Origin of the sequence: Pandoraea fibrosis (genome assembly GCF_000807775.2) — a bacterium.
Classification (GTDB): domain Bacteria; phylum Pseudomonadota; class Gammaproteobacteria; order Burkholderiales; family Burkholderiaceae; genus Pandoraea; species Pandoraea fibrosis.
In genome coordinates, this window is the sequence record NZ_CP047385.1 from 5116148 (window position 1) to 5135547 (window position 19400).

Below are 19400 nucleotides of genomic sequence, written 5' to 3' on the forward strand. Positions count from 1 at the left end.
CGCTTATCGGTGCGCGCGCCGACGTTCGATGAACAAGCTGTTGCCCAGCGCCCGCTTCGCCATCTTCTTTGCGTCAGCCGCCGCCGCCGATACTTCCACATGTGACGGGAAGCTCTCAGGGGTGACCGCCACTACACCAATCGACAAGCTCGTGATCGGATGGAAAATCACCATGCCACGACGATCCTCCGCCTCAAACCCTCCCGCCGCAATCTGATCCGGATGGAAGTATTCCGTCACCGCTTCTCCAAATCGCGTGAGCGCTTCCCGGCATCGCGCCTCCCAATCCGGACTGCGAAATAGAATCAGAAAGTCGTCGCCGCCAATGTGCCCAAGGAAATCCCGCTCGGGATTGCGCACCGCCATCAGGACTCGCGCGACCAGTTGAATCAAGTCGTCGCCGCGTCGATAGCCGAATACGTCGTTGAACGGCTTGAAGTTGTCGAGATCGACATAGCACGCATGGAACGACTGCCGCTCGCCAATCATGCGATCCATGTAGTCATCGATCGGTACATTGCCCGGCAACAACGTCAACGGATTCGCGTAACGCGCCGCATCCAGCTGCATATCGGTGATGTGACGCATGAGCGCATGGCCCTGCGCGACACCAAAATATCGCCCCTGATCCGTCACGATGAATCCCGCCGCAATCTGCCGACTCGCGCCCTCGGCAATCATGCGACTCAAATCTTCCATGCGCGCAGTCTTGTCGAACGTGAGCGGACGCGGCTCCATCACCGCAGAACATGGCTTGCGGCCATATAACTCTCGCGTGAACGGGCGCGCGAACCGGCCAATGAGCGAAGCGCGTCCAATCAATCCCACCGCGCGATCACGCTCGACCACCGGCAGGACCTCCAGCGCCGGATCACTCTCGAAACGCGCCACTACATCCTCGCTACGCGTGTCTGGCGACACCGGCTCGACATACGCGGCAATGCGCTCGAGCGTCACATTGCCCGAACCCAGTTGGCCTGGCTGCTGGTGCACGTAGGCACGACGCTCGTTCACGACTTCCTGCACGTTGGCCGTGATCGCCCGCTGCGGCTGCGCTTCCGGACGCGCAATGAAGTACCCCTGGCCGAGGAAGATGCCAAGATCGCGCACGACCTGCAGTTCTTCGGCGTGTTCGATACCTTCGGCAATGACGCGCGTGCCGCTGGTCTCCGCGATCTGCCGTATCGAGCGCACGAACTGAAGTTTGACGGTGTCGCTATCGATACCGTCGACGAAATGCCGGTCGATCTTGACGTAGTCGGGTCGCAGCTCGGACCAGAGTCTGAGGCTGGCGTAGCCCTCACCCATGTCGTCCAGCGCCACTTCGAAGCCCAGTGCACGATACGCGGCGAGCGAGGCCCGTGTGCTCGCCAGATCGAGTGTCGGCGCATGCTCGGTCAGTTCGAGCACCACGCGCTCGGGCGCGAGGCGGAACGACTGGAGCATGGCGAACGTCTCGTCGAGCCCCAACGATTCGCTCACACCACCACCCGGTTGCGCTCGGGTGACGGGACCAATATTCAGGAACAGACGTTCAGGCAGATTCTGTTCGACGAATCCGCGCAGCACCGCGCGGCGACACGCCAGTTCGAGCGGACCGACCAGTCCATGCCGACGCGCGGCGGCAAACAACGCCATCGGCGAGTGAATCGATGTGCCAGCCGGCCCTCGCACCAACCCCTCGTATCCGGCGATTTCGGATGTCCGGAAGTCGAGAATCGGCTGAAATACGCAGGTCAGGCCAATGCCTTCGCATAGCTCGGCGAGCAAGACGCTCTCGTCGGGATCGGCATACGGTGAGGCAGCGCTGGCAGGCGAGGATTTCGCTTCGCGCGATGCGCCGGGCGTGTCGAGGCGCTCCGACGGACGTGTCGCGACAGGCGGGAGAGGGTTCAACTGAGACTCCGTAATTCGGTGCGGTGCGCCGCCATCATGCAAACTGCAATGCGTTGTGCGGGCATGTATCGGGCGCAATCCTGCGCGCCGAAGGCAAGTGCGCTCCGATGAAGTGTCTCACCCGTATTCCCCGTGCTTCGCGTGCGGTAGCTGCTCTGTGGCCCATATCCGCGTCTTGTGACGGTGCCCGCAGGCACCCTCTTTTACTTGGCACTCAGGCTATCGCCGTTTTTTGACAGAACGGTGACAGTGCCGGAATTGCCACACACCCGGAGACCGCCAAATCCCGGCATATCACCTGACAGAAAAGCTCACCGCGTCGGGCCGATCTCCGACACCGGGACGAAAAAAAACGGCAACGCCGCAAAGCGTTGCCGTGTCTTGTGGTCGCCTCCATGCTCTGGAGCAACCGTCGGGAACTTACCAGGCCGTCACGACCGAGCCACCGAATTTCTGCTCGATGAATGCCTTCACTTCCGGCGAGTGGTAAGCCTTGATCAGCTTGGCCACCCACGGCTTGCTCTTGTCGGCGGTACGAATGACCAGCACGTTGGCATACGGGCCGTTGGCGTCTTCGATGGCGAGCGAATCGCGTTTCGGGTTCAGGCCGGCTTCCATCGCGAAGTTGGTGTTGATGACGGCCACGGCCACGTCGTCAAGCGAGCGCGGCAGTTGAGCAGCGTCCAGTTCTACGAACTTCAGCTTTTTCGGGTTCTCGACCACGTCGAGCGGCGTTGCCTTCAGACCGGCATCGGCACGCAGCTTGAGCAGGCCCTGCTTTTGCAGCAACAGCAGCGCACGGCCGCCATTGGTCGGATCGTTCGGCAGCGACACTTTGTCGCCCGACTTGAGATCGGCCAGCGACTTGAGCTTCTTCGAGTAGATGCCCATCGGGAAGATCACGGTCTTGGCGATCGACTCGAGCTTGTAGCCACGGTCTTTCACTTGCGCGTCGAGGTACGGCTGGTGCTGGTAGCTGTTCACATCCAGATCGCCCGACGACAGTGCGGCATTCGGCTGCACGTAATCGCTGAATTCGATGACCTTGATGTTCAGGCCGTCCTTGGCCGCCACTTTTTTCACTTCATCGAAGATCTGGGCGTGCGGGCCGCCCGTGACACCGACCTTCAGGTTGATGGCATCGGCTGCGGCAGCAGGCGCGGCGAATTGGGTGGCGAAGACCGTAGCGGCACCGACGCCGGCCAGCAGCTTGAAAATCTTACGACGTTGCATAGAAAACCTCGCGTGTGTGTGAAGTGCCGGTTCGCCGGCGACGTTGTTATACGAAGCGTGATTACTTATGGCTCAGACGGCGCACCAGCCAGTCGCCGAACGTCTGCACCAGTTGCACAAAGACAATCAGGATCAGCACGACAGTGATCATGACTTCCGGCAGGAAGCGTTGATACCCGTATCGGATGCCCAGATCGCCCAGACCGCCGCCCCCGATGGCGCCGGCCATCGCCGAGTAGCCGACGAGACTCACGAACGTGATCGTCAGGCCCGCCACGATACCGGGCAATGCCTCGGGCAGCAGCACCTTCATGACGATCTGACCGGTTGTCGCGCCCATCGATTGAGCCGCTTCGATGAGGCCACGGTCGACCTCGCGCAGCGCGGTCTCCACCAGACGCGCCACGAACGGTGCAGCAGCAATGGTCAGCGGCACCACGGCGGCCATCGTGCCGATGGACGAACCGACGATGAGTCGCGTGAACGGAATCACGGCTACGAGCAGGATGATGAACGGTGTCGAGCGCACGGCGTTGACGATGATGCCGACGATGCGATTGGTCGGCAGGTTCTGCAACACGCCATTACGATCCGTCAGATACAGCAGCACGCCAAGCGGCACGCCAACGACCGCACCAATCAGGCCGGAAATCCCGACCATGATGAGCGTCTCCCAGAACGAGGAGACGAACAGATCGAACATTTCACTCCACATGGCTCAGCTCCTCAACGACAACGCCCTGACTGGCGAGGAACGCCATGGCTTCGGCCACGCGGGCCGGGGTGCCGCCCGCCAGGACGGCGAGCGATCCGAAGGCCTGCCCCTGGATCTCGTCGATCTGGCCATGCAGGATATTGAAATCGAGTTCGTAGCGGCGAATCGCCTCGGACAGCAGCGGCTGATCCACACCCGCGCCGGAAAACGCCAGACGATACAGATGGTCGTGGCCATTGCCGATGCGCGATGCGACACGTTCGCGAACGCCCTCGGGCAATTCCTGTGCGATCACGTCACCGATGAGCGCACGCGTGACTTCGTGGCGCGGGCGCAGGAACACGTCGATCACCCGCCCCTGCTCAACCACACGGCCGGCGTCGAGCACGGCAACACGGTCACATACCTGCTTGATGACCTCCATCTGGTGCGTAATCAGCACGACGGTCAGTCCCAGCTCGCGATTGATTCGCTTGAGCAGTTCAAGAATCGAACGCGTGGTCTCGGGGTCGAGCGCCGACGTGGCCTCGTCCGAAAGCAATACCTGCGGCTCGCTCGCGAGCGCACGGGCAATCCCTACACGCTGCTTCTGACCACCGGAGATCTGCGCCGGATAACGATCCTTCTGCGCCGTCAGGCCCACGAGTTCGAGCAACGGCAACACCTTCGCACGAATCTCGGCAGCCGACATGCCCGCCAGCTCCAGCGGCAGCGCCACGTTGTCGTAGACGGTGCGCGAGCTAAGCAAGTTGAAGTGCTGGAAGATCATGCCGATGCGACGGCGCGCCTGACGCAACTCGTCCGAGGACAACGACGTCAGATCCTGGCCGTCCACGCGCACTGTGCCGTCGCTCGGGCGATTGAGCAGGTTGATCACGCGCACAAGCGTGCTCTTGCCGGCGCCGCTTCGGCCAATGATGCCGAAAACTTCGCCGCGCTCGATCGACAGGCTGATATTGGAAAGCGCGTCGATCGGCCCCTTGGGTCCAGCAAATCGCTGGGTAATGTTCTGGAGTTCGATCATGCAAAAAAATGGCAGCCCCACTGCCTGAACTGCTCGCAGTGCCGCCGCCTTGACCCGGTATATAGCGCAAAGGCGACATTCTAGCCCATGCATCTAAATAGTTGAAAATAATAAAATTTGATCTCTTTATACCGGATTTCGCCTTAAGTAAGGGTTGCCCGGCGATGGCGAAACGAGAGGTCGTCGCCGCGTGCCGCAATGCAACAAGAAACGGGAGCGCAGCAGGATGCCTGCCCTCTCAAACGGGAAAAAGTGAGGTGATTGCGCTAATCGGAAGTTCGATTCCCGAAGCATGGGAATAGGAGGCGAGGCGGGATGTCTGCACCGGATCGCCTCGGCAATCCGGAAAATGGGGAAATGTCAGGCCTGCCGGCTGGAGGCAAAATCGTCGAGCACTTCGATCACGCGGTCGAATTCCAATGACTTGTCGAAGAAGTACTGCACACCCAACTGCTGGCAACGTTTGCGATACGTCGCCAATGCGTAGTTCGTCAGCACAATGGCCATGAGTTGCGGCAACAGGCCTGCGTCGTGCAGATACGACAGCACGTCCATGCCCGAGCCGCGCCGCAATTGAATATCGACAATCACCGCGTCGAACTGGTCTTCCTTCAATGTGCGAACCGCGTCGTCAGCAGTCTCCGCCACACCTGCCACCTGAAGCATCCCGGTCGACCCGAGCGCTTCGGACAGGCTCTCGCGAATTACCGCCGAGTCTTCGATCAACAGCACCTTGAGGGGCAAACCGGACCCCGTATGCGTTGCCGCGTTCCCGGTTGACATCACAAGCCTCTCTTTTCCATCAACTGATCAGGCCGTTCTTGAGCGCATAGAGCGTCAGGTCGGCATTGGTCTTCAAATGCATTTTTTCCAGCACACGTGCGCGATACGTGCTGACAGTCTTCACCGACAGATGCAGTTCGTCGGCGATTTCCGTGGGGGTGCGTCCCTGTGCAAGCTTGCAGAACACCTGGAACTCGCGCTCCGAGAGTTGTTCATGCATGGGCTCGTCGATCGGCTTGTCCAGCTTCTGTGCGAGCAGATCGGCCGTTCCCTCACTGACATACCGGTGGCCGCGCGCCACCGTGCGAATCGCCCGGATGATTTCCTCGGGCGGCGCATCCTTCATCAGATAACCGTTCGCCCCGGCGCGCAGCAAATTCACGGCGTACTGCGCTTCGGGGTAGGTCGACAGGAACAGCACCCCCTGCTCGGGACGCAATTGCTTGATCACTCGCAGGGTGTCGATGCCGTTCTTGTCAGGCATGGCGATATCCAACAGCACGACATCGAACTCGGTGTTGCGAACGGCATGAATCACCTCGTCGCCACTCGCGGCCTCGCCCAGCACTTCCATGTCCGATTCGTCGGCAATGAACTGCTTGAAGCCAGTACGAACGATCGCGTGGTCGTCGGCAATCAGGATTTTTATTGTCGTCAATGACATCTAAGCTCCAGAGACTGTCCCCATCGGCCCGATGGCGCTGTCCACATGTTTTGGCTGTGCAGGCCATGGCCGTCACCGCGGGTTATTCGCGCTCGAGCAGGTCGTGCATATCGTCGGCATGCTCCTCCTCGACCGCCAGGATTTCCTCGAGCATGCGTCGCGTCGTCGTGTCCCGGTCTCCCAAATAATGAATCATCTCGCGGTAACTCTCAATCGCAATACGCTCTGCCACGAGATTTTCGCGAATCATGTCCCGCAGATTGCTCCCCGTGACGTATTCCGCATGGCTACGCGCCGAGAGCCCATCGGGTGAAAAATCGGGTTCGCCGCCCAGTTGCACGATCCGCGCCGCAATGCGATCCGCGTGATCCTGTTCCTGCATTGCGTGTTCCGCGAACTCGGCCGCGACCGGCTCTGCGTGAATGCCGGTGGCCATGAAATGGTGGCGCTTGTAGCGCAGCACGCACACCAGCTCGGTAGCCAGTGCGTCGTTGAGCATGTGCACGACCGCATCGCGATCGGCACGGTAATCTTCCGTGACGGCACCTTCGTCGAGATGCTCACGGGCACGCTCGCGCAATGCACGAACGTCGATCTCGAAGTCTTCACCCGCGTGCTTGCTGTGACCATTGCCTTTCATCGCGGGCTGGCCATGAGTCTTGACCTGGTGCTTGGCGTGCTTGGCGGTTTGCATGAGCGAATCCTCCTTGGTAGGGGTTTGCGGGGATGGGGGCGTTGAATCCACGTGGGCGTGTGTCGCAATCGGACCTCGCACCGGGCGGACCGTCGGGCGGTTCAGACCGCCCCGCCCGCCCGGGCAGGCCGAACGAGAGGTACGCGTCTATCGTCGGACCACCCCGAAAAGCAGCGTGACCAGAAAGATCACCAGGAAAATGAAGAACAGAATCTTGGCAATCTCGGCCGCACCGGCAGCAATTCCCGTGAAACCGAAAACTGCGGCGATCAACGCGATCACGAAAAACACGACAGCATAGTGAAGCATCGCAACCTCCTTGAATGGGAACGGCCCGTGAGCGGCATGACTGACGCATCACGGAATCGCTGCAACGCGAGATCCTGCGCCGCAGCGCACCGTCTAATCGACGATCTTCTTGGCGACGGTAAGTCCAAGCAGCAGGAAGATCACGAACAGCACCAGGAACAGCACAAACAGAATCTTCGCGATCCCGGCAGCACCGGCAGCGATCCCCGTGAAGCCCAACACGCCGGCTACGATGGAGATCAGTGCAAATAGCAAAGCCCACTTCAACATAGCGCTCTCCTTGGTTATGGCATCGTTTTCCGGAGACATTCCTGGCATCCGACGGTGTGACATCGTGTTACACACTGCGACGCAAACTATCGGACGCTGAGTGTATGGTAGGGAATGCGCGTCGGCTGGACTGCCCGGCCGGCGCTGGTTTTTGCGTAGGAATTCGCTGACAATTCGCGAAATGACGCGATTTTCGACTTATGATCGAAGCGAGCCTTACCTATCGAATTCCCCGCTGAATCACCTCAAAACCACCCGACAAACGCCCCCATGCCCCGATTGTTGACGTCCTGGCTGCGCCGCCGAAGCTGGATCATTGCCATGATTGCCGCGATCCTCATCACGGTCGGGAGCCTGATCGGGCTGGAGTCGGCGCACCGCCGCCTCGCCTCCACTTACGAGACCGCCCTACAGGCCATGACGGCGGCCAACGAGCTCAACGAGATCATGGCGCGCACCTCCACTGTGGTCTCCAGCCAGCGCGGCTACCTGCTCACGAACAACGCGATCTATCTCGACCCCTATCTGTCGGCGGTGCGACGCATTCGAGACCTTGCCGCGCTCATCATCCAGCATTACGAAGATGTCGGCGATGCCCAGGCCACAAGGGACTTCGCCAACGTGATGACATTGTTCTCGCAGCGCATTACCGCGATGGAAACGGCGCGCGCAGCGGTCAAGCAAGGGGAGATGAGCATCGAGGAAGCGCTCTCGCCCGCCAACCTCGGCATGGGCACGATGGAGCCGGTGCAGAACGCCATCACGGACCTCTACAACCGCGAGCTGGCGCGCGCACGTACCGCGCAGGACGACGGCCGCTTCGATCAGGCAATCTCGGCGATAAGCGCCGGCGCCCTCTCGGTGCTCACCATCCTGCTGTTTATCCTGCTGTTCCGCACTCTCGGCCGGCAAATGCGACAGGAAGAACTGGCGCGCGAACAGTTGCGCGAACAGCAAGCGCATCTGGACCGGCTCGTGCGCGAACGTACCGAACAGCTCGACGAGTTGGCGACCCACTTGCAAAACGTCAGCGAAGACGAGAAGACGCGCCTCTCACGGGAGTTGCACGATGAACTGGGTGCGATTCTCACCGCCTGCAAAATGGACGTCACGTGGGCCCACCACAAACTGCGCGCGACCGATCCCTCCATCGCAGAGAAGCTGGCCCGCGCACAGCGCAATCTGGACTCGGGCATTCAAACCAAGCGCCGCATCATCGAAAATCTGCGCCCCACGGTGCTGATCAACTTCGGTCTGGTCACCGCATTACGCTCGCTTGCGGAGGAAACCGCAGATCAGCAACATTGGCAACTCGATCTCGATCTGCCAGAAGAAGATTTCGCACTGCCAGAGTCGACCGCCATCGTGCTGTTCCGCGTTGCTCAGGAGTCGCTCACGAACGCCGGCAAATACGCGCGTGCCACCGCTGTGCGCGTCGCGCTGGCATGCGACGGTCAACGAGTGCGTCTGGAAGTCATCGACAACGGCATCGGCCTCACGCGCGATCAGTTCAACAAGCCCAAGACGCATGGCCTGTTCGGCATGCGACAGCGTGTATCGGCCAAGGGTGGACGCATCGACATTCATTCGCTGCCGCAACGCCTCGGCACCGAAATTCAGGTCGTGCTGCCGCTGTGCAATCCCGCCGATGCACCTGACATCGCCACGGAAGTGACCGAGAGCACAGCGCCGCAAGCCCCCGTTGCCGGCACCACCGGTGCCGCCGACAACGGCACCGGCGAAGCGCCGCAAACGGCGCAAACGCCTGAATCGCAGCCATCCCCCCAAGCCGCCAAGCCCCCCACGCCGCCCGTCGGAATGCACTGACAGCGCAACCCGACTCCGCCTACACCGCAACGCTGACGCGGCTGACAGCGCGAACGTTTCGCACTCCCTACCATGGAATCACTTGCCGCCCTCATGGCGCGGTAACGACGCGGGTAACGACGCGGGCAATCATGCACGACGCTGTGCATGCAGTCGCACGAAACACACCTGAACCCAACATGAAGGAGTTGCTATGAACTCGGATCTGATCAAGGGCAAGTGGAACCAGCTTAAGGGTGAAGCCAAGAAGCAGTGGGGCAACCTGACCGACGACGATCTGCTCAAGATCGAAGGAAACCGCGACAAGTTCGTGGGCGTGATTCAGGAACGCTATGGCAAGGCCAAGGCCGATGCCGAACGCGAAGTCGACACCTGGAACAACCAGCACAAGCTCTGGTAAGCGAGTGTCACCGGCCCGCCGGGAGGCGGGCCGTCACCGCTCTCTCGCGCCTTCCTTGCGCTTTTCCGGCGCCTCGGACGACATCCTCTCTCAAAGGAGAAATCAAAATGAAACGATTGATCGCCATTGCACTGCTCTCCGGCTTCGCGCTGGGTCTCGCCGGCTGCAACACCATTCACGGTGCGGGCAAGGACGTTGAAAAGGGTGGCGAAGCCATCCAAGGCGCCGCAGACCGCAACAAGTAACGCGGGCATCCCGCCAGCCCCCTGACACGCGATGCATCGGCATCGCGCCTCATGCTCGTTCCAATGCCAGCCCAAAGGAGGACTTTGAGATGTCACATCGAATCGCCATGAACTTCCTCACCTGCGCCTGTCTCGCAGCAGGTGCCGCGGGAATGATGGGCACATCGGCAGCCACTGCGGCCGACGCCGCCGCCAAGGATCGTTACGACGCCGCGCAGAAATCTGCCGAGGCCGACTACAAGGCATCGGTGGCGCGCTGCGAAGATCTCAAGGACAACGCGAAGAAGGTCTGCGTCGAGAACGCCAAGGGTAACGAGAAGGTTGCCAAGGCCGTTGCTGAAGCCGACTACAAGCAAACGCCCAAGGCACGTTACGACGCCGCCGTCGCCAAGGCCGACGCCGATTACAGCGTCGCCAAGCTGCGCTGCGACGACAAGAAGGGCAACGAGAAGGACGTTTGCGTCAAGGACGCGGACGCCGCCAAGACCAAGGCCTACGGCGATGCCAAGGTCATGCGCACGAGCCGCGAATCGTCGAAGGACACCATGGCCGCACGCCAGGATGCCAATGCCGATGCGAACAAGGCGCAATACAAGGCAGCGGTTGAGCGTTGCGACAGCATGACCGGCAACAGCAAGGACGCCTGTGTCGCGGACGCCAAGGCGCGCTTCAACCAGTAACCGGGAATCACCGGGCATCCGCCCGAAGTCTCAGGACGATTCAGGGCGATTGCCCCAAAAGCAAAGCACAACGGCAGGTCGACCGGTTTGGCAGGGAGGAGACGGTGTCTCGTAGGCAGGAGAGACGCCGACAGCAGGCGGATGCCGTGTATGCGGCATCCGCCGCTGTTTTTGCGCCACATGACCGGGGCCGTCATGTAAATGAATGTAACAAGTGTCGCTCGACACCGCGCCCCCACGCGCGAATACCCCCCTGCGGCACGTCAACCGAAACGAGCGCAAAGCGTTGATTCTGCATAGAATAGGGGCCTGATTCACACGTTTGGCGGCCGCTTTTCTACGCCCGAGCGTTCCCTATGCCGTGTCAATGCGCATACTTTGCAACAATTGCGCCACGCCTGCGTTTCGGAACTTCAGTAAAGTTAAGTCAAGGAATCTGACGAACCAGGGTGCCGGCGGGCACCAGGCGCGTCGAGCGGCATGGTGCCGTTCGGGCGCTGTCATCAGTACGCTGCCAAGTCCGCAGGAGAAATGTCATGAAAACCAAGTTTGCCGCCCTTGCCATCGCCGGGATCGCGCTCGCCGCGGGTGCGATCGGCACGGCGCAGGCGCACGTCTCGGTCGGTATCGGTATTGGTGTGCCGCTGGTCGTCCCCGGCCCGGTGTATGCCCCGGCTCCGGTGTACGTGGCGCCGCCTCCGCCGGTCTACTATGCGCCGCCGCCCGTCTACGTCGCCCCCGCACCGGTTTACTACGGCGCGCCGCCGCCGGCTTATTACGGTCGTCCGTACTATGGCGGATACGGGCACGGCTACTGGCGCCACGGCCGCTGGTATCGCTATTGATCCACGGCCGGCAGGCCAGGCCATGGAAAACACAACGCGCCACCGACCTTGCAGTCGGTGGCGCGTTGCTTTTCATGCGGTGAACGACGTGCGTGCCTGCCCCCCACTAACGCGCCACCCGGTAAGCGATCCGAAAGCCCCCCCAATGACGCCCGTTCACATAGATCGGTGCCGAGGCGTCTTTCATCACCACGAACTCGCCCCCGCCCATGTCGCGCCGGTAGGTCTGGAGCAGCAGCGGTTTGGTGTTGCGTCCGGCGGCCGCGCCCGTGCGATCGTTGAAGAGACGGCGGTTGCGGCAATGCGCTGCGTTCCACACCGGGTCGTTCGTTGGCGACTGTGAGAACTTGCGGTTGTGCGTCGGCAGATAGCCATTCTCGTCGACCGCGGCACAAAACGTGATGCGCTCGTTGAGCCCGAGCAACGGTTCCTGAATCGCCGGCAATGTCTCGTCAGTGAAGCGAGTGAAGCGCGCCATCAACTGCTGCGGGTTCGACCCCGGAATCGGTTCGTAGCGACGGTCGAACAACTCCTGCTCGCTGATCTTGCCCTTGGCCAGCGCGGCCTCGAAACTCTCCCCCACTTGCTTGGCCGCCCGGCGCACGGCGCGAATGAACGGAGTGTCCTCCGTCTCCACGTCGGCTTCGGCGATCAGGCCGATCAGATGCTCCGAGACGGACAGCAACCCGTTGATTCGCTCGCGGGCGCTTTCGACGTGTTCCGCCGAATGCGAGACCCCATCGGCCATTTCGTCGACGTGGGCGGCGAGTGTCGTGCATTCGTTTTCGATGACTTCGCTGACTTCGGCGATCTGCCCAGCCTGACGATCGAACGTATCGAGCGCCGTGCCGGCGGTCTCGATCACGCTCGCAATGGCGCGGGTGCCTTCGCGCGCATCGTTGGCGCGAGCGACATTGGCATTGCTCTCACGCATCAGACGTTCGGTACGCTCGCCCAACGCCGCGAGGGTGTGCTCGATTTGCTGCGTCGCCTCCGCGGTCTTGCTGGCGAGCAATTTGACTTCCGTCGCCACGACCGCGAAGCTGCGGCCGGCCGCCCCCGCGCGCGCCGCTTCGATCGCCGCGTTGAGCGCGAGCAGATTGGTCTGACGAGCGATGACGGAAATGCCCTCGGCCACCTTCCCCACATGATCGAGGGCGTCACGTAGTCCGGCGATCTCACCCGCCATACCGGACACGCCCTCCACCAAGCCGTGAATGGAAGCCAGCGACGCATGCGCCGTGTTGCGCGACGCCGAAATCTCAGCGCTTGCGCGTTCAGCGACGTCGCGTGCCTCGCGTGCTGCGCTCGCGATGCGCTGATTCCCTTCGCTGGTATCGGAGGCGGCCCGGCGAAGGTCTTGAAACACTTCGGCCTGGCGCTTGATTCGAACGGCGATTTCGTCGACGTTACCGGCGATATCGCACAACTCAACGCCGAGGGTGCCCGCGCTCTCGGCCACCTCGTTCATGATAGCGACGGTCTGCGCCGCTCCCCTGGTGCGCGTGAATAGCCCCATCGTCAGTCTCCTCGCATCTCTGATCTGCTTGTTATGACGAGGGCGCGACATCCGCCGGAACTGCCGGAAACGCCGGGAAGACGTTCGCGCCGCACGCTGATGTGTCGAAAAGTATAACGGGAGAAAAAACGGCTGACTTGAGGGTTTCCTCGCTTGCTACAACGCCCGCAGCCCCCGCATTTCCGACTTTGTGGGGCCACCCTCTCACGCAGGGCTTACGCGGGACTTACTGCCTCTCGGGCTGGCTCGCAGACGCCGCGTGGCCGATCGCTGCGCGTAGCGCCTCGCCGACGGCAATGACCAATCCGCCGGCGTCGCGGCGGTGCAGCAAGGCGATTTTGCTGTCGGCGTTGGCGTCGTCGAGCGTCACGCGTCGCACCTCCGGCCCGGCCATGGCGGCAAGGCTTTGCGGCACGATGGCCACCCCAAATCCCGCCGCGACGAGATTCACGAGCGTTGCCTTGCGCGACGTCGCCACGGCAGCCTTCGGGAAAAAGCCATGCTGCTGGCACAACTGCGCGACACGGTAGCTCAATCCGCCACGCTCGCGATGTGGCAGCGACACAAACGGCTCGGCGGCCAGCGCCGCCACGCTTACCGACGTCTCGCCCGCCAGCGCGTGGCCCGGCGGCACCAGCAGCAGCAAGCGTTCGGTCGCGAGGGTCTCGCACATCAACGACGCCGCCGGGCGCAGCACCGGCAACCGCACCAGTCCCAGATCGATACGCCCCGCCTCGATGTCGTCCTGCTGCTGCTCCGAGGACAGGGTCGAGATGTCGACGCTCACGCCGGGATTGGCTTGAAGATGGGCCAACAAGGCGGCGGGCAACGTGCCGGCGAACGGTACCGAGCTCGAATGCGCCAGGCGTACCGTGCCCTGCTCACCGCGCGCCACGCTGCGCGTGAGGGCCACCGAGCCTTCGAGTTCTGTGAGCACACGCCGCGCCTCGTTCACGAACGTCCGTCCCGCAGGCGTGAGCGTCACGCCCTTGGACGAGCGCTCGAGCAACACCGCCTGCAACTCGCGCTCAAGTTCCGAGATCTGGCGGCTCAGCGCCGATTGTGCAACGAACAAACGTTCGGCCGCCGCACTGAACCCACCGGCGTCGACCACTTCCAGGAAATACCGCATCTGCCGCAGCGACACCATGACCATGCCGTTTCGAGATCGAATATCGCCACATTCTATATTGGCGCGCCTCCGGCACACGGCCCTATGCTGACGAGCATCCCGCGCAGGTCCTGTGCGGCCCCTGGCCCGCTTCGCTCACCTCTCATCCCTGCCCCGTCACCATGCTTTCGACGTTGTCTCTGCCGATCCTCGACACCCTTCTCGCCGCCCTCCCGACGCCCGGCCACTGGCTACTGATGAGCGCTGCGCTCGTCGTCGCTTATGTCATCTTCGGCGTGGCGGGCTTCGGCACAGCACTCGTTGCCAGTCCCATCCTCGCCTATGCCATGCCGGTCGCACAGATCGTGCCGATGTTGGCCTTGCTCGATTTCGGCGCAGCCTCGGGCAATGTGGTGCGCAACGCCCGTGCCGCAGACGTCGGCGAGTTGCGCCGTCTGGTGCCTGCCATCATCGCCGGCAGTCTTGCCGGTGCCGCGCTGTTGCTGACGTTACGACCCGACGTCCTGTTGCGCGCGCTGGCCTGGTTCATCTGCGGCTATGCCGTGTTCTCGCTGATCGGACCGCGCGCAAAATCGCGTCTGTCGCAGGCATGGGCAGTGCCGTTCGGGGCGCTGGGCGGCATGTTCGGCGCGATGTTCGGTAGCGGCGGCTTCATCTTCGCGATCTATCTGACGAGTCGGCTCGAGCGCGTCGAAGCGATGCGGGTGACGCAGGCAACGCTCATCGGCTTGAGCACGTTGGTGCGCGCCACACTTTTTCTGATTGCAGGGGTCTACGCCAATTTGTCGATGCTGGTCACGGCGGCATCGCTGATACCGGCCATGATCGCCGGGATGTGGCTCGGAAAGCACATCACCCTGCGACTCTCCCGCCAACAGTTCGTGAAGGTGGTCAATCTCGTCGTGCTGGCGGCAGGTATCGCGCTGCTCATGCGCAGTCGATAGCGCGCCGACGTCCCCGACACCCACCGGCAGCGGGTATGCTGGCGCCCGTACCCCACTGCACACGGCCTCGTCACATGTCCCTGCCTGCCTTGCTCGTCTTCGGCGAAGCGCTTACCGATCTGATTCGCCAACCCGGGGGCGACGGCCGCCAATGGGTGAGCCGCGCCGGCGGTGCGTGCTGGAATGTCGCGCGGGTCAGCGCAGCCATGGGGGTGGCAACGGGCTACGGTGGTGCGATCAGCACGCATGCACCGTTTGGCCACGAATTGCTGGCCCTGTCCCGCGCGGCCGGTCTCGACGAACGGTATCTGCAACCGGTCGATGCCCCACCGCTCGTCGCCGTTGTGCATCGTCACGATCCGCCCGCGTACTTCTTCCTCGGCGAAGGCGCCGCCGATCTCGCTTTCGATCCCGACGCGTTGCCCTCAGGCTGGCAGAATGCCGCCCGCGTCGCGCACTTCGGCTGTATCAGTCTTGTGCGAGAGCCGCTGGCGGGCAAGCTGATGTCGTTAGCCGCGCAGTTGCATGCGCGCGGCGTTGCGATCAGCTTCGACCCGAACCTGCGCAATCTGATGGGCCCCGACTACTTCGCCACGTTCACGCGCATGGCGACACTCGCGACATGGCTCAAGCTCTCGGTCGAAGACCTGCGCGGCCTGTACCCCGGACGTACCGATGACGATGCGCTGGCAGACTTGCGCCGTCACGCGCCACAGGCATCGGTCTTGCTCACGGACGGTGCACAAGGCATGCGATTGCTGCTCCCCGACGGCACGGTGCTTGTCCAGCCGGCATATGCGGTCGACGTCGCCGACACGGTCGGCGCGGGCGACGCTGCCATCGGCGGCTGGCTGGCCAGCCTGTCGCGCGACCCCGAAGCACCACTGGCCGCTCACCTGCGCCGCGCTGCGGCCGCGGCGGCCCTCGCTTGCACGCGCACCGGTGCCCACGCGCCCGACTGGCAGACCGTGGAAGCCCTCGTCGCCACCGGCCGCGCCCCCTGAGCGTCAAGTCAATCATCCAAATAATGGCTATGATGAGAGCCAATCATCACCCTAGCCGATGAATTCGACATGACGCCGGACCAATTGCTGACCTTCGCGACGGTCGCCGAACTGGGCAATATCAGCCACGCCGCCCAGGCGCTGCATCTGTCGCAGCCCGCCGTCTCCGGACAATTGCGGTTGTTGCAGGAGTCGTTCGGCGAGCCGCTCTACCGGCGCGACGGACGCGGCATCCGTCTCACGGCCGTGGGCGAACAGGTGGCGGTGTACGCCAACAAATTGCGGCAGGACTATCGTCAGGCGCTCGCCCTGCGCGACAGCCTGCGCGGCATGGAAACCGGTGCGTTGCGCATCGGTGCGAGCACGACGCCGGCCAGTTACCTGCTGCCCTACGTGATCGCGGAGTTTCATCAGCGCTACCCCGCCGTCGCCCTGCATATCGTTGACGGCAACACCAGTGAGATCGTGGCGCAGCTCGACCGGCTCGACGTTGCCTTCATCGAGGGGGCGGTGCCGCCGGGCCTGTCGCCGGAGATCGCGGTGCGGCCGTGGCGCGACGACGAGGTCGTGGCGATTGCACGTGCCGATCATCCGCTAGCGCAACGCCCCGAGGGGGCGTCGTTGCAGGCCATCGCCGACTACCCGTTGATCCTGCGCGAACCGGGTTCGGGGGTGCGGGCGCTGGTCGCCAGAGCGTTCTCGGTGGCCGGGCTCACGCCGCGCGTGGCGCTCGAATTGGCGGGGGTCGAAAGTATCAAGGAAGCGGTGCGCGCAGGCATGGGCGTGGGTTTCGTCTCGGCAATGTCGATGCGTCATGAAGATGCCGCGCTCGCCTCGGTACGCATCGATCCGCCACATGGTCTCAAGCGCTTGCTCACTGCCCTCGTGCCACACGCCGACGCCTTGTCGCGTCCCACCGAGCGCTTTCTCGCCCAGTGCTTTGCAGGAGACGCCGCCGATCCGGCTGCGGTGCGGTGACACGCGACAGCGACCCCATCGTGCGCAGCGCGGCACTCGTCGCATCGCCCACCGGACCGGCGCGTCAGGCCGATCTCCTACGGCCTCATTTGAAATCCCACGCCATCTGCTCCGCCACCGAGGTGGCCTCCGACGAACGCACGCATACCTCCAGATAGTCGGTGACGGGCGGCGGCGGAGGCGTGCCTTCGGACAGGAGACGACGGTTGTCGAACACATAATCGAGCGCCGCAAACGCGCCGTATCGACGCAGCGCCTTGGCCATCAGACGGCTGTTGCCATGGCCCAACTCACGGGCCAACGCCGGGGTCAGGCGATCGATCTCGGCTTCGCCGATGTGCCGGAAGCGCTCACCCAGCGGCGCCACACCTCGCGCCCTTGCCAGTGCCGCCTCGATCTGGCGAATGGTTCGCGCGCTGCCCTCACCCGCCGACACGTGATACAGCTCGTGACGCAGGTGCGGCAGAAATGCGAGATCGATCAACGCGTCGGCGCAGAAATCCACGGGCACCACATCGAGCCGGTCGTCGAGACCGCAGGTGAATGCGCCAAGCAACTGGACCATGCGGAACATCCAGAAGATGCTGCCGGACGGCTCGCAACCCAGTCGCGTATGCCCCACGACGATGGATGGCCTGGCGATCACCAGGGGCAGCCCCGGCCATTCACGGCGCAAACGCCGCTCGGCCTCGGCCTTCGATGCGGTGTAAGGCACGACCTGATGGTCCGCGAGCGCCAGATCGTGCGACTCGCGAACCAGTCCCGAGAGCGCGTCGCCACAGGCCATGGCCGTGCCGACGTGGACGAAGCGCTCGAGCACCGGCGACGCCGCAACCGCGCGGGCGAGTGCCAGCGTGCCGGTCACGTTGACGCTGTCGAGCTGCGGATGCGCGGAGAAGGTCGCAATCGCCCCGGCGTGAATCACATGCGTGACGCGGCGCATGCGCGGGTCGTCCTCGAACGAGACCGGCTGCGCAAGGTCGCCGCACACGATGTTCGCTTCGCCAAGCGCGAGCCGATGCACCGGCGCGACCCGAAAGCGATCCATCGCGGCACGCACGCGGGCCAGGCCATCACTGGTGGTACGCGCACGCACGAGGAGCAACAACGACGGACCGAAGCCGTCCTTGAGAAGCTGGGCGACAACCGCGCCGCCCACAAAACCGGTACTGCCGGTGACGAGAATTCGCATGGCTTTAGCCTCGCAGAAAAACAGAACCGCAACGCGTTCCTCAGAACGTGTAGTCGAGCGTTGCGGCGACCTGATAGTTGGTCTTGTTGAATACGATGGGGCTCTTCGACGCATTGCCCGTGTAGCGCATGACGCCGCCGGCCACCGTGGTGCTCCAGTGCTTGGTGAACTTGTGTGTCCAGTTCGCCGTCAGGCTCACGCCGTACAGGCCGCCACCCGCCGCGTACTGGCGATAGCCCGAATTCAGGCTCTGGTTGGACGTCACGCCGAAATAGGTCTGCGCATACTTGCCGCTGGCAAAGTGCGCCGTGGCGCCGAGGCCGACCGAGTCCGTCGCCGACTTGAAAAGCACGCTGTCCACGGCGAAGCGATAGACGTTGCCGCGCTCGCGATTGGACAGTGGGATATCCGTCGCCACACTCACAACGGCCAGATCGCCAATCGCGTAGCCGGCTTGCAGCGTGGTGAAGACCGAGCCCTTGATGTCGCCCATGCCGCGCAACTTGTTCGAGCCGGAATCGAGCCCCTTGGCGCTGTCCTTGCGTCCACCGTCGTAGGAGAGCGCCGCCGACACAAAGAAGCCCAGCGGCAGCGGAAGCCGATAGCCGATCCCCCCCAGACCGACGAACACGCCATAGGGCGTTTGCAGCGCGAGGTTGAGGGCCGGCGTGGCGCGATACTCGTCGCTGCCCATGTAGCGCGGGGAGTAACCGACACCGCCCCCAATCGTGAATTCGTAGTCGCTTTGCGCTGCGCTGGACGGCAGGCTCTGGTCCTGCTGAATGCCGCTATACCGGGCGGGTTCGACCGCGAAAGCCTGCGGGGCGGTACCGGCGAGCCACAACCCTGCCGCACTTGCAGCGAGACTGGGGAGATGACGACGGGCGAGGCGTGAGTAGCGACTTTTCATGGCACTCCTACAAATACGAGGCGTTTCTGTTATTGGGGAATTGCAATCAGCGCAGGGATCGCAAGGTGAACGCATGGTAGGCGTGAAGCGAGCGCGTGGCTGTTACCTGATTTAGGAGAGTTGTGAACAAATGTTT

Annotated in this window: 21 protein-coding genes; 8 read left to right on the top strand and 13 right to left on the bottom strand. The window is 62.9% G+C overall.

What is annotated here, in order from left to right; genetic code table 11:
- Nucleotides 1–3 precede the first annotated feature (3 nt).
- From PI93_RS22550 to PI93_RS22590, 9 genes are all read right to left on the bottom strand, one after another.
- A complete protein-coding gene (locus tag PI93_RS22550; RefSeq protein WP_039374855.1) occupies nucleotides 4–1896 on the bottom strand; it encodes a GGDEF domain-containing protein in 1893 nt (630 codons plus the stop codon).
- A 420-nt stretch (nucleotides 1897–2316) separates the two neighbouring features.
- Nucleotides 2317–3129 carry a MetQ/NlpA family ABC transporter substrate-binding protein gene (locus PI93_RS22555; RefSeq protein ID WP_039374856.1) on the bottom strand — a complete coding sequence of 271 codons (813 nt, stop codon included), beginning with the start codon at nucleotides 3127–3129 and terminating at the stop codon, nucleotides 2317–2319.
- 61 nt (nucleotides 3130–3190) lie between these two features.
- Entirely contained in the window at nucleotides 3191–3844 is a 654-nt protein-coding gene (locus PI93_RS22560; RefSeq protein WP_010804449.1) for a methionine ABC transporter permease, read from the bottom strand.
- The gene (locus tag PI93_RS22565; protein WP_039374858.1) at nucleotides 3834–4868 is read right to left on the bottom strand and encodes a methionine ABC transporter ATP-binding protein; all 1035 of its coding nucleotides are present in this window, start codon (nucleotides 4866–4868) and stop codon (nucleotides 3834–3836) included. The genes PI93_RS22560 and PI93_RS22565 overlap by 11 nt, the downstream gene beginning before the upstream one ends.
- A 360-nt stretch (nucleotides 4869–5228) precedes the next feature.
- Nucleotides 5229–5651: a response regulator gene (locus tag PI93_RS22570; protein WP_039374859.1), complete on the bottom strand. Its 423-nt coding sequence runs from the start codon at nucleotides 5649–5651 to the stop codon at nucleotides 5229–5231.
- A gap of 19 nt (nucleotides 5652–5670) precedes the next feature.
- A complete protein-coding gene (locus PI93_RS22575) occupies nucleotides 5671–6315 on the bottom strand; it encodes a response regulator (protein WP_039374861.1) in 645 nt (214 codons plus the stop codon).
- Between the two features lie 82 nt (nucleotides 6316–6397).
- Complete coding sequence (locus PI93_RS22580; RefSeq protein WP_039374873.1) at nucleotides 6398–6955, bottom strand: ferritin-like domain-containing protein; 558 nt, start codon at nucleotides 6953–6955, stop codon at nucleotides 6398–6400.
- A 201-nt stretch (nucleotides 6956–7156) separates the two neighbouring features.
- Nucleotides 7157–7318 carry a DUF1328 domain-containing protein gene (locus PI93_RS22585; protein ID WP_039374862.1) on the bottom strand — a complete coding sequence of 54 codons (162 nt, stop codon included), beginning with the start codon at nucleotides 7316–7318 and terminating at the stop codon, nucleotides 7157–7159.
- A gap of 93 nt (nucleotides 7319–7411) precedes the next feature.
- Nucleotides 7412–7588, bottom strand: coding sequence for a DUF1328 family protein (locus PI93_RS22590; protein ID WP_039374863.1), 177 nt, complete (start codon nucleotides 7586–7588; stop codon nucleotides 7412–7414).
- Between the two features lie 270 nt (nucleotides 7589–7858).
- On the opposite strand from PI93_RS22590, the gene PI93_RS22595 reads away from it, so the two are divergent.
- The 5 genes from PI93_RS22595 (at nucleotide 7859) to PI93_RS22615 (ending at nucleotide 11585) form a co-directional block, all read left to right on the top strand.
- Nucleotides 7859–9415, top strand: a complete 1557-nt coding sequence (locus tag PI93_RS22595; RefSeq protein ID WP_052241064.1) for a sensor histidine kinase — start codon at nucleotides 7859–7861, stop codon at nucleotides 9413–9415.
- A gap of 193 nt (nucleotides 9416–9608) precedes the next feature.
- The gene (locus tag PI93_RS22600) at nucleotides 9609–9815 is read left to right on the top strand and encodes a CsbD family protein (RefSeq protein ID WP_039374866.1); all 207 of its coding nucleotides are present in this window, start codon (nucleotides 9609–9611) and stop codon (nucleotides 9813–9815) included.
- A gap of 107 nt (nucleotides 9816–9922) precedes the next feature.
- Nucleotides 9923–10060 (top strand): entericidin A/B family lipoprotein, encoded by a 138-nt coding sequence (locus PI93_RS22605; protein WP_039374867.1) that lies wholly within the window; start codon nucleotides 9923–9925, stop codon nucleotides 10058–10060.
- Nucleotides 10061–10149: 89 nt separating this feature from the next.
- Nucleotides 10150–10740, top strand: a complete 591-nt coding sequence (locus PI93_RS22610) for a hypothetical protein (RefSeq protein WP_039374869.1) — start codon at nucleotides 10150–10152, stop codon at nucleotides 10738–10740.
- A 536-nt stretch (nucleotides 10741–11276) separates the two neighbouring features.
- The gene (locus tag PI93_RS22615; RefSeq protein ID WP_039374871.1) at nucleotides 11277–11585 is read left to right on the top strand and encodes a hypothetical protein; all 309 of its coding nucleotides are present in this window, start codon (nucleotides 11277–11279) and stop codon (nucleotides 11583–11585) included.
- Between the two features lie 106 nt (nucleotides 11586–11691).
- Here the strand turns inward: PI93_RS22615 and PI93_RS22620 are convergent, their stop codons facing one another.
- Both PI93_RS22620 and PI93_RS22625 read right to left on the bottom strand, forming a co-directional pair.
- Nucleotides 11692–13104, bottom strand: coding sequence for a methyl-accepting chemotaxis protein (locus PI93_RS22620; protein ID WP_039372123.1), 1413 nt, complete (start codon nucleotides 13102–13104; stop codon nucleotides 11692–11694).
- A gap of 226 nt (nucleotides 13105–13330) precedes the next feature.
- The gene (locus PI93_RS22625) at nucleotides 13331–14260 is read right to left on the bottom strand and encodes a LysR family transcriptional regulator (RefSeq protein WP_236105744.1); all 930 of its coding nucleotides are present in this window, start codon (nucleotides 14258–14260) and stop codon (nucleotides 13331–13333) included.
- 137 nt (nucleotides 14261–14397) lie between these two features.
- Here PI93_RS22625 and PI93_RS22630 point away from each other — a divergent pair, with 137 nt between their 5' ends.
- From PI93_RS22630 to PI93_RS22640, 3 genes are all read left to right on the top strand, one after another.
- Nucleotides 14398–15180 carry a sulfite exporter TauE/SafE family protein gene (locus tag PI93_RS22630; RefSeq protein WP_080759259.1) on the top strand — a complete coding sequence of 261 codons (783 nt, stop codon included), beginning with the start codon at nucleotides 14398–14400 and terminating at the stop codon, nucleotides 15178–15180.
- A 74-nt stretch (nucleotides 15181–15254) separates the two neighbouring features.
- A complete protein-coding gene (locus tag PI93_RS22635; protein WP_039372126.1) occupies nucleotides 15255–16184 on the top strand; it encodes a carbohydrate kinase family protein in 930 nt (309 codons plus the stop codon).
- Nucleotides 16185–16253: 69 nt separating this feature from the next.
- Nucleotides 16254–17162 (top strand): LysR family transcriptional regulator, encoded by a 909-nt coding sequence (locus tag PI93_RS22640; protein ID WP_039372128.1) that lies wholly within the window; start codon nucleotides 16254–16256, stop codon nucleotides 17160–17162.
- Between the two features lie 85 nt (nucleotides 17163–17247).
- Here the strand turns inward: PI93_RS22640 and PI93_RS22645 are convergent, their stop codons facing one another.
- Nucleotides 17248–18354 carry an SDR family oxidoreductase gene (locus PI93_RS22645; protein WP_052240766.1) on the bottom strand — a complete coding sequence of 369 codons (1107 nt, stop codon included), beginning with the start codon at nucleotides 18352–18354 and terminating at the stop codon, nucleotides 17248–17250.
- Nucleotides 18355–18394: 40 nt separating this feature from the next.
- The gene (locus PI93_RS22650) at nucleotides 18395–19264 is read right to left on the bottom strand and encodes a MipA/OmpV family protein (protein ID WP_052240767.1); all 870 of its coding nucleotides are present in this window, start codon (nucleotides 19262–19264) and stop codon (nucleotides 18395–18397) included.
- Nucleotides 19265–19400: the final 136 nt, after the last annotated feature.

What these genes read in the sequence shown, in the direction of transcription:
- PI93_RS22625 (WP_236105744.1), bottom strand. Translation starts at nt 14,260, where the DNA reads ATGGTCATGGTGTCGCTGCGGCAGATGCGGTATTTCCTGGAAGTGGTC.
- PI93_RS22645 (WP_052240766.1), bottom strand. Translation starts at nt 18,354, where the DNA reads ATGCGAATTCTCGTCACCGGCAGTACCGGTTTTGTGGGCGGCGCGGTT.
- PI93_RS22590 (WP_039374863.1), bottom strand. Translation starts at nt 7,588, where the DNA reads ATGTTGAAGTGGGCTTTGCTATTTGCACTGATCTCCATCGTAGCCGGC.
- PI93_RS22555 (WP_039374856.1), bottom strand. Translation starts at nt 3,129, where the DNA reads ATGCAACGTCGTAAGATTTTCAAGCTGCTGGCCGGCGTCGGTGCCGCT.
- PI93_RS22565 (WP_039374858.1), bottom strand. Translation starts at nt 4,868, where the DNA reads ATGATCGAACTCCAGAACATTACCCAGCGATTTGCTGGACCCAAGGGG.
- PI93_RS22605 (WP_039374867.1), top strand. Translation starts at nt 9,923, where the DNA reads ATGAAACGATTGATCGCCATTGCACTGCTCTCCGGCTTCGCGCTGGGT.
- PI93_RS22650 (WP_052240767.1), bottom strand. Translation starts at nt 19,264, where the DNA reads ATGAAAAGTCGCTACTCACGCCTCGCCCGTCGTCATCTCCCCAGTCTC.
- PI93_RS22595 (WP_052241064.1), top strand. Translation starts at nt 7,859, where the DNA reads ATGCCCCGATTGTTGACGTCCTGGCTGCGCCGCCGAAGCTGGATCATT.
- PI93_RS22560 (WP_010804449.1), bottom strand. Translation starts at nt 3,844, where the DNA reads ATGTGGAGTGAAATGTTCGATCTGTTCGTCTCCTCGTTCTGGGAGACG.
- PI93_RS22620 (WP_039372123.1), bottom strand. Translation starts at nt 13,104, where the DNA reads ATGGGGCTATTCACGCGCACCAGGGGAGCGGCGCAGACCGTCGCTATC.
- PI93_RS22615 (WP_039374871.1), top strand. Translation starts at nt 11,277, where the DNA reads ATGAAAACCAAGTTTGCCGCCCTTGCCATCGCCGGGATCGCGCTCGCC.
- PI93_RS22630 (WP_080759259.1), top strand. Translation starts at nt 14,398, where the DNA reads ATGCTTTCGACGTTGTCTCTGCCGATCCTCGACACCCTTCTCGCCGCC.
- PI93_RS22575 (WP_039374861.1), bottom strand. Translation starts at nt 6,315, where the DNA reads ATGTCATTGACGACAATAAAAATCCTGATTGCCGACGACCACGCGATC.
- PI93_RS22570 (WP_039374859.1), bottom strand. Translation starts at nt 5,651, where the DNA reads ATGTCAACCGGGAACGCGGCAACGCATACGGGGTCCGGTTTGCCCCTC.
- PI93_RS22635 (WP_039372126.1), top strand. Translation starts at nt 15,255, where the DNA reads ATGTCCCTGCCTGCCTTGCTCGTCTTCGGCGAAGCGCTTACCGATCTG.
- PI93_RS22585 (WP_039374862.1), bottom strand. Translation starts at nt 7,318, where the DNA reads ATGCTTCACTATGCTGTCGTGTTTTTCGTGATCGCGTTGATCGCCGCA.
- PI93_RS22610 (WP_039374869.1), top strand. Translation starts at nt 10,150, where the DNA reads ATGTCACATCGAATCGCCATGAACTTCCTCACCTGCGCCTGTCTCGCA.
- PI93_RS22640 (WP_039372128.1), top strand. Translation starts at nt 16,254, where the DNA reads ATGACGCCGGACCAATTGCTGACCTTCGCGACGGTCGCCGAACTGGGC.
- PI93_RS22580 (WP_039374873.1), bottom strand. Translation starts at nt 6,955, where the DNA reads ATGAAAGGCAATGGTCACAGCAAGCACGCGGGTGAAGACTTCGAGATC.
- PI93_RS22600 (WP_039374866.1), top strand. Translation starts at nt 9,609, where the DNA reads ATGAACTCGGATCTGATCAAGGGCAAGTGGAACCAGCTTAAGGGTGAA.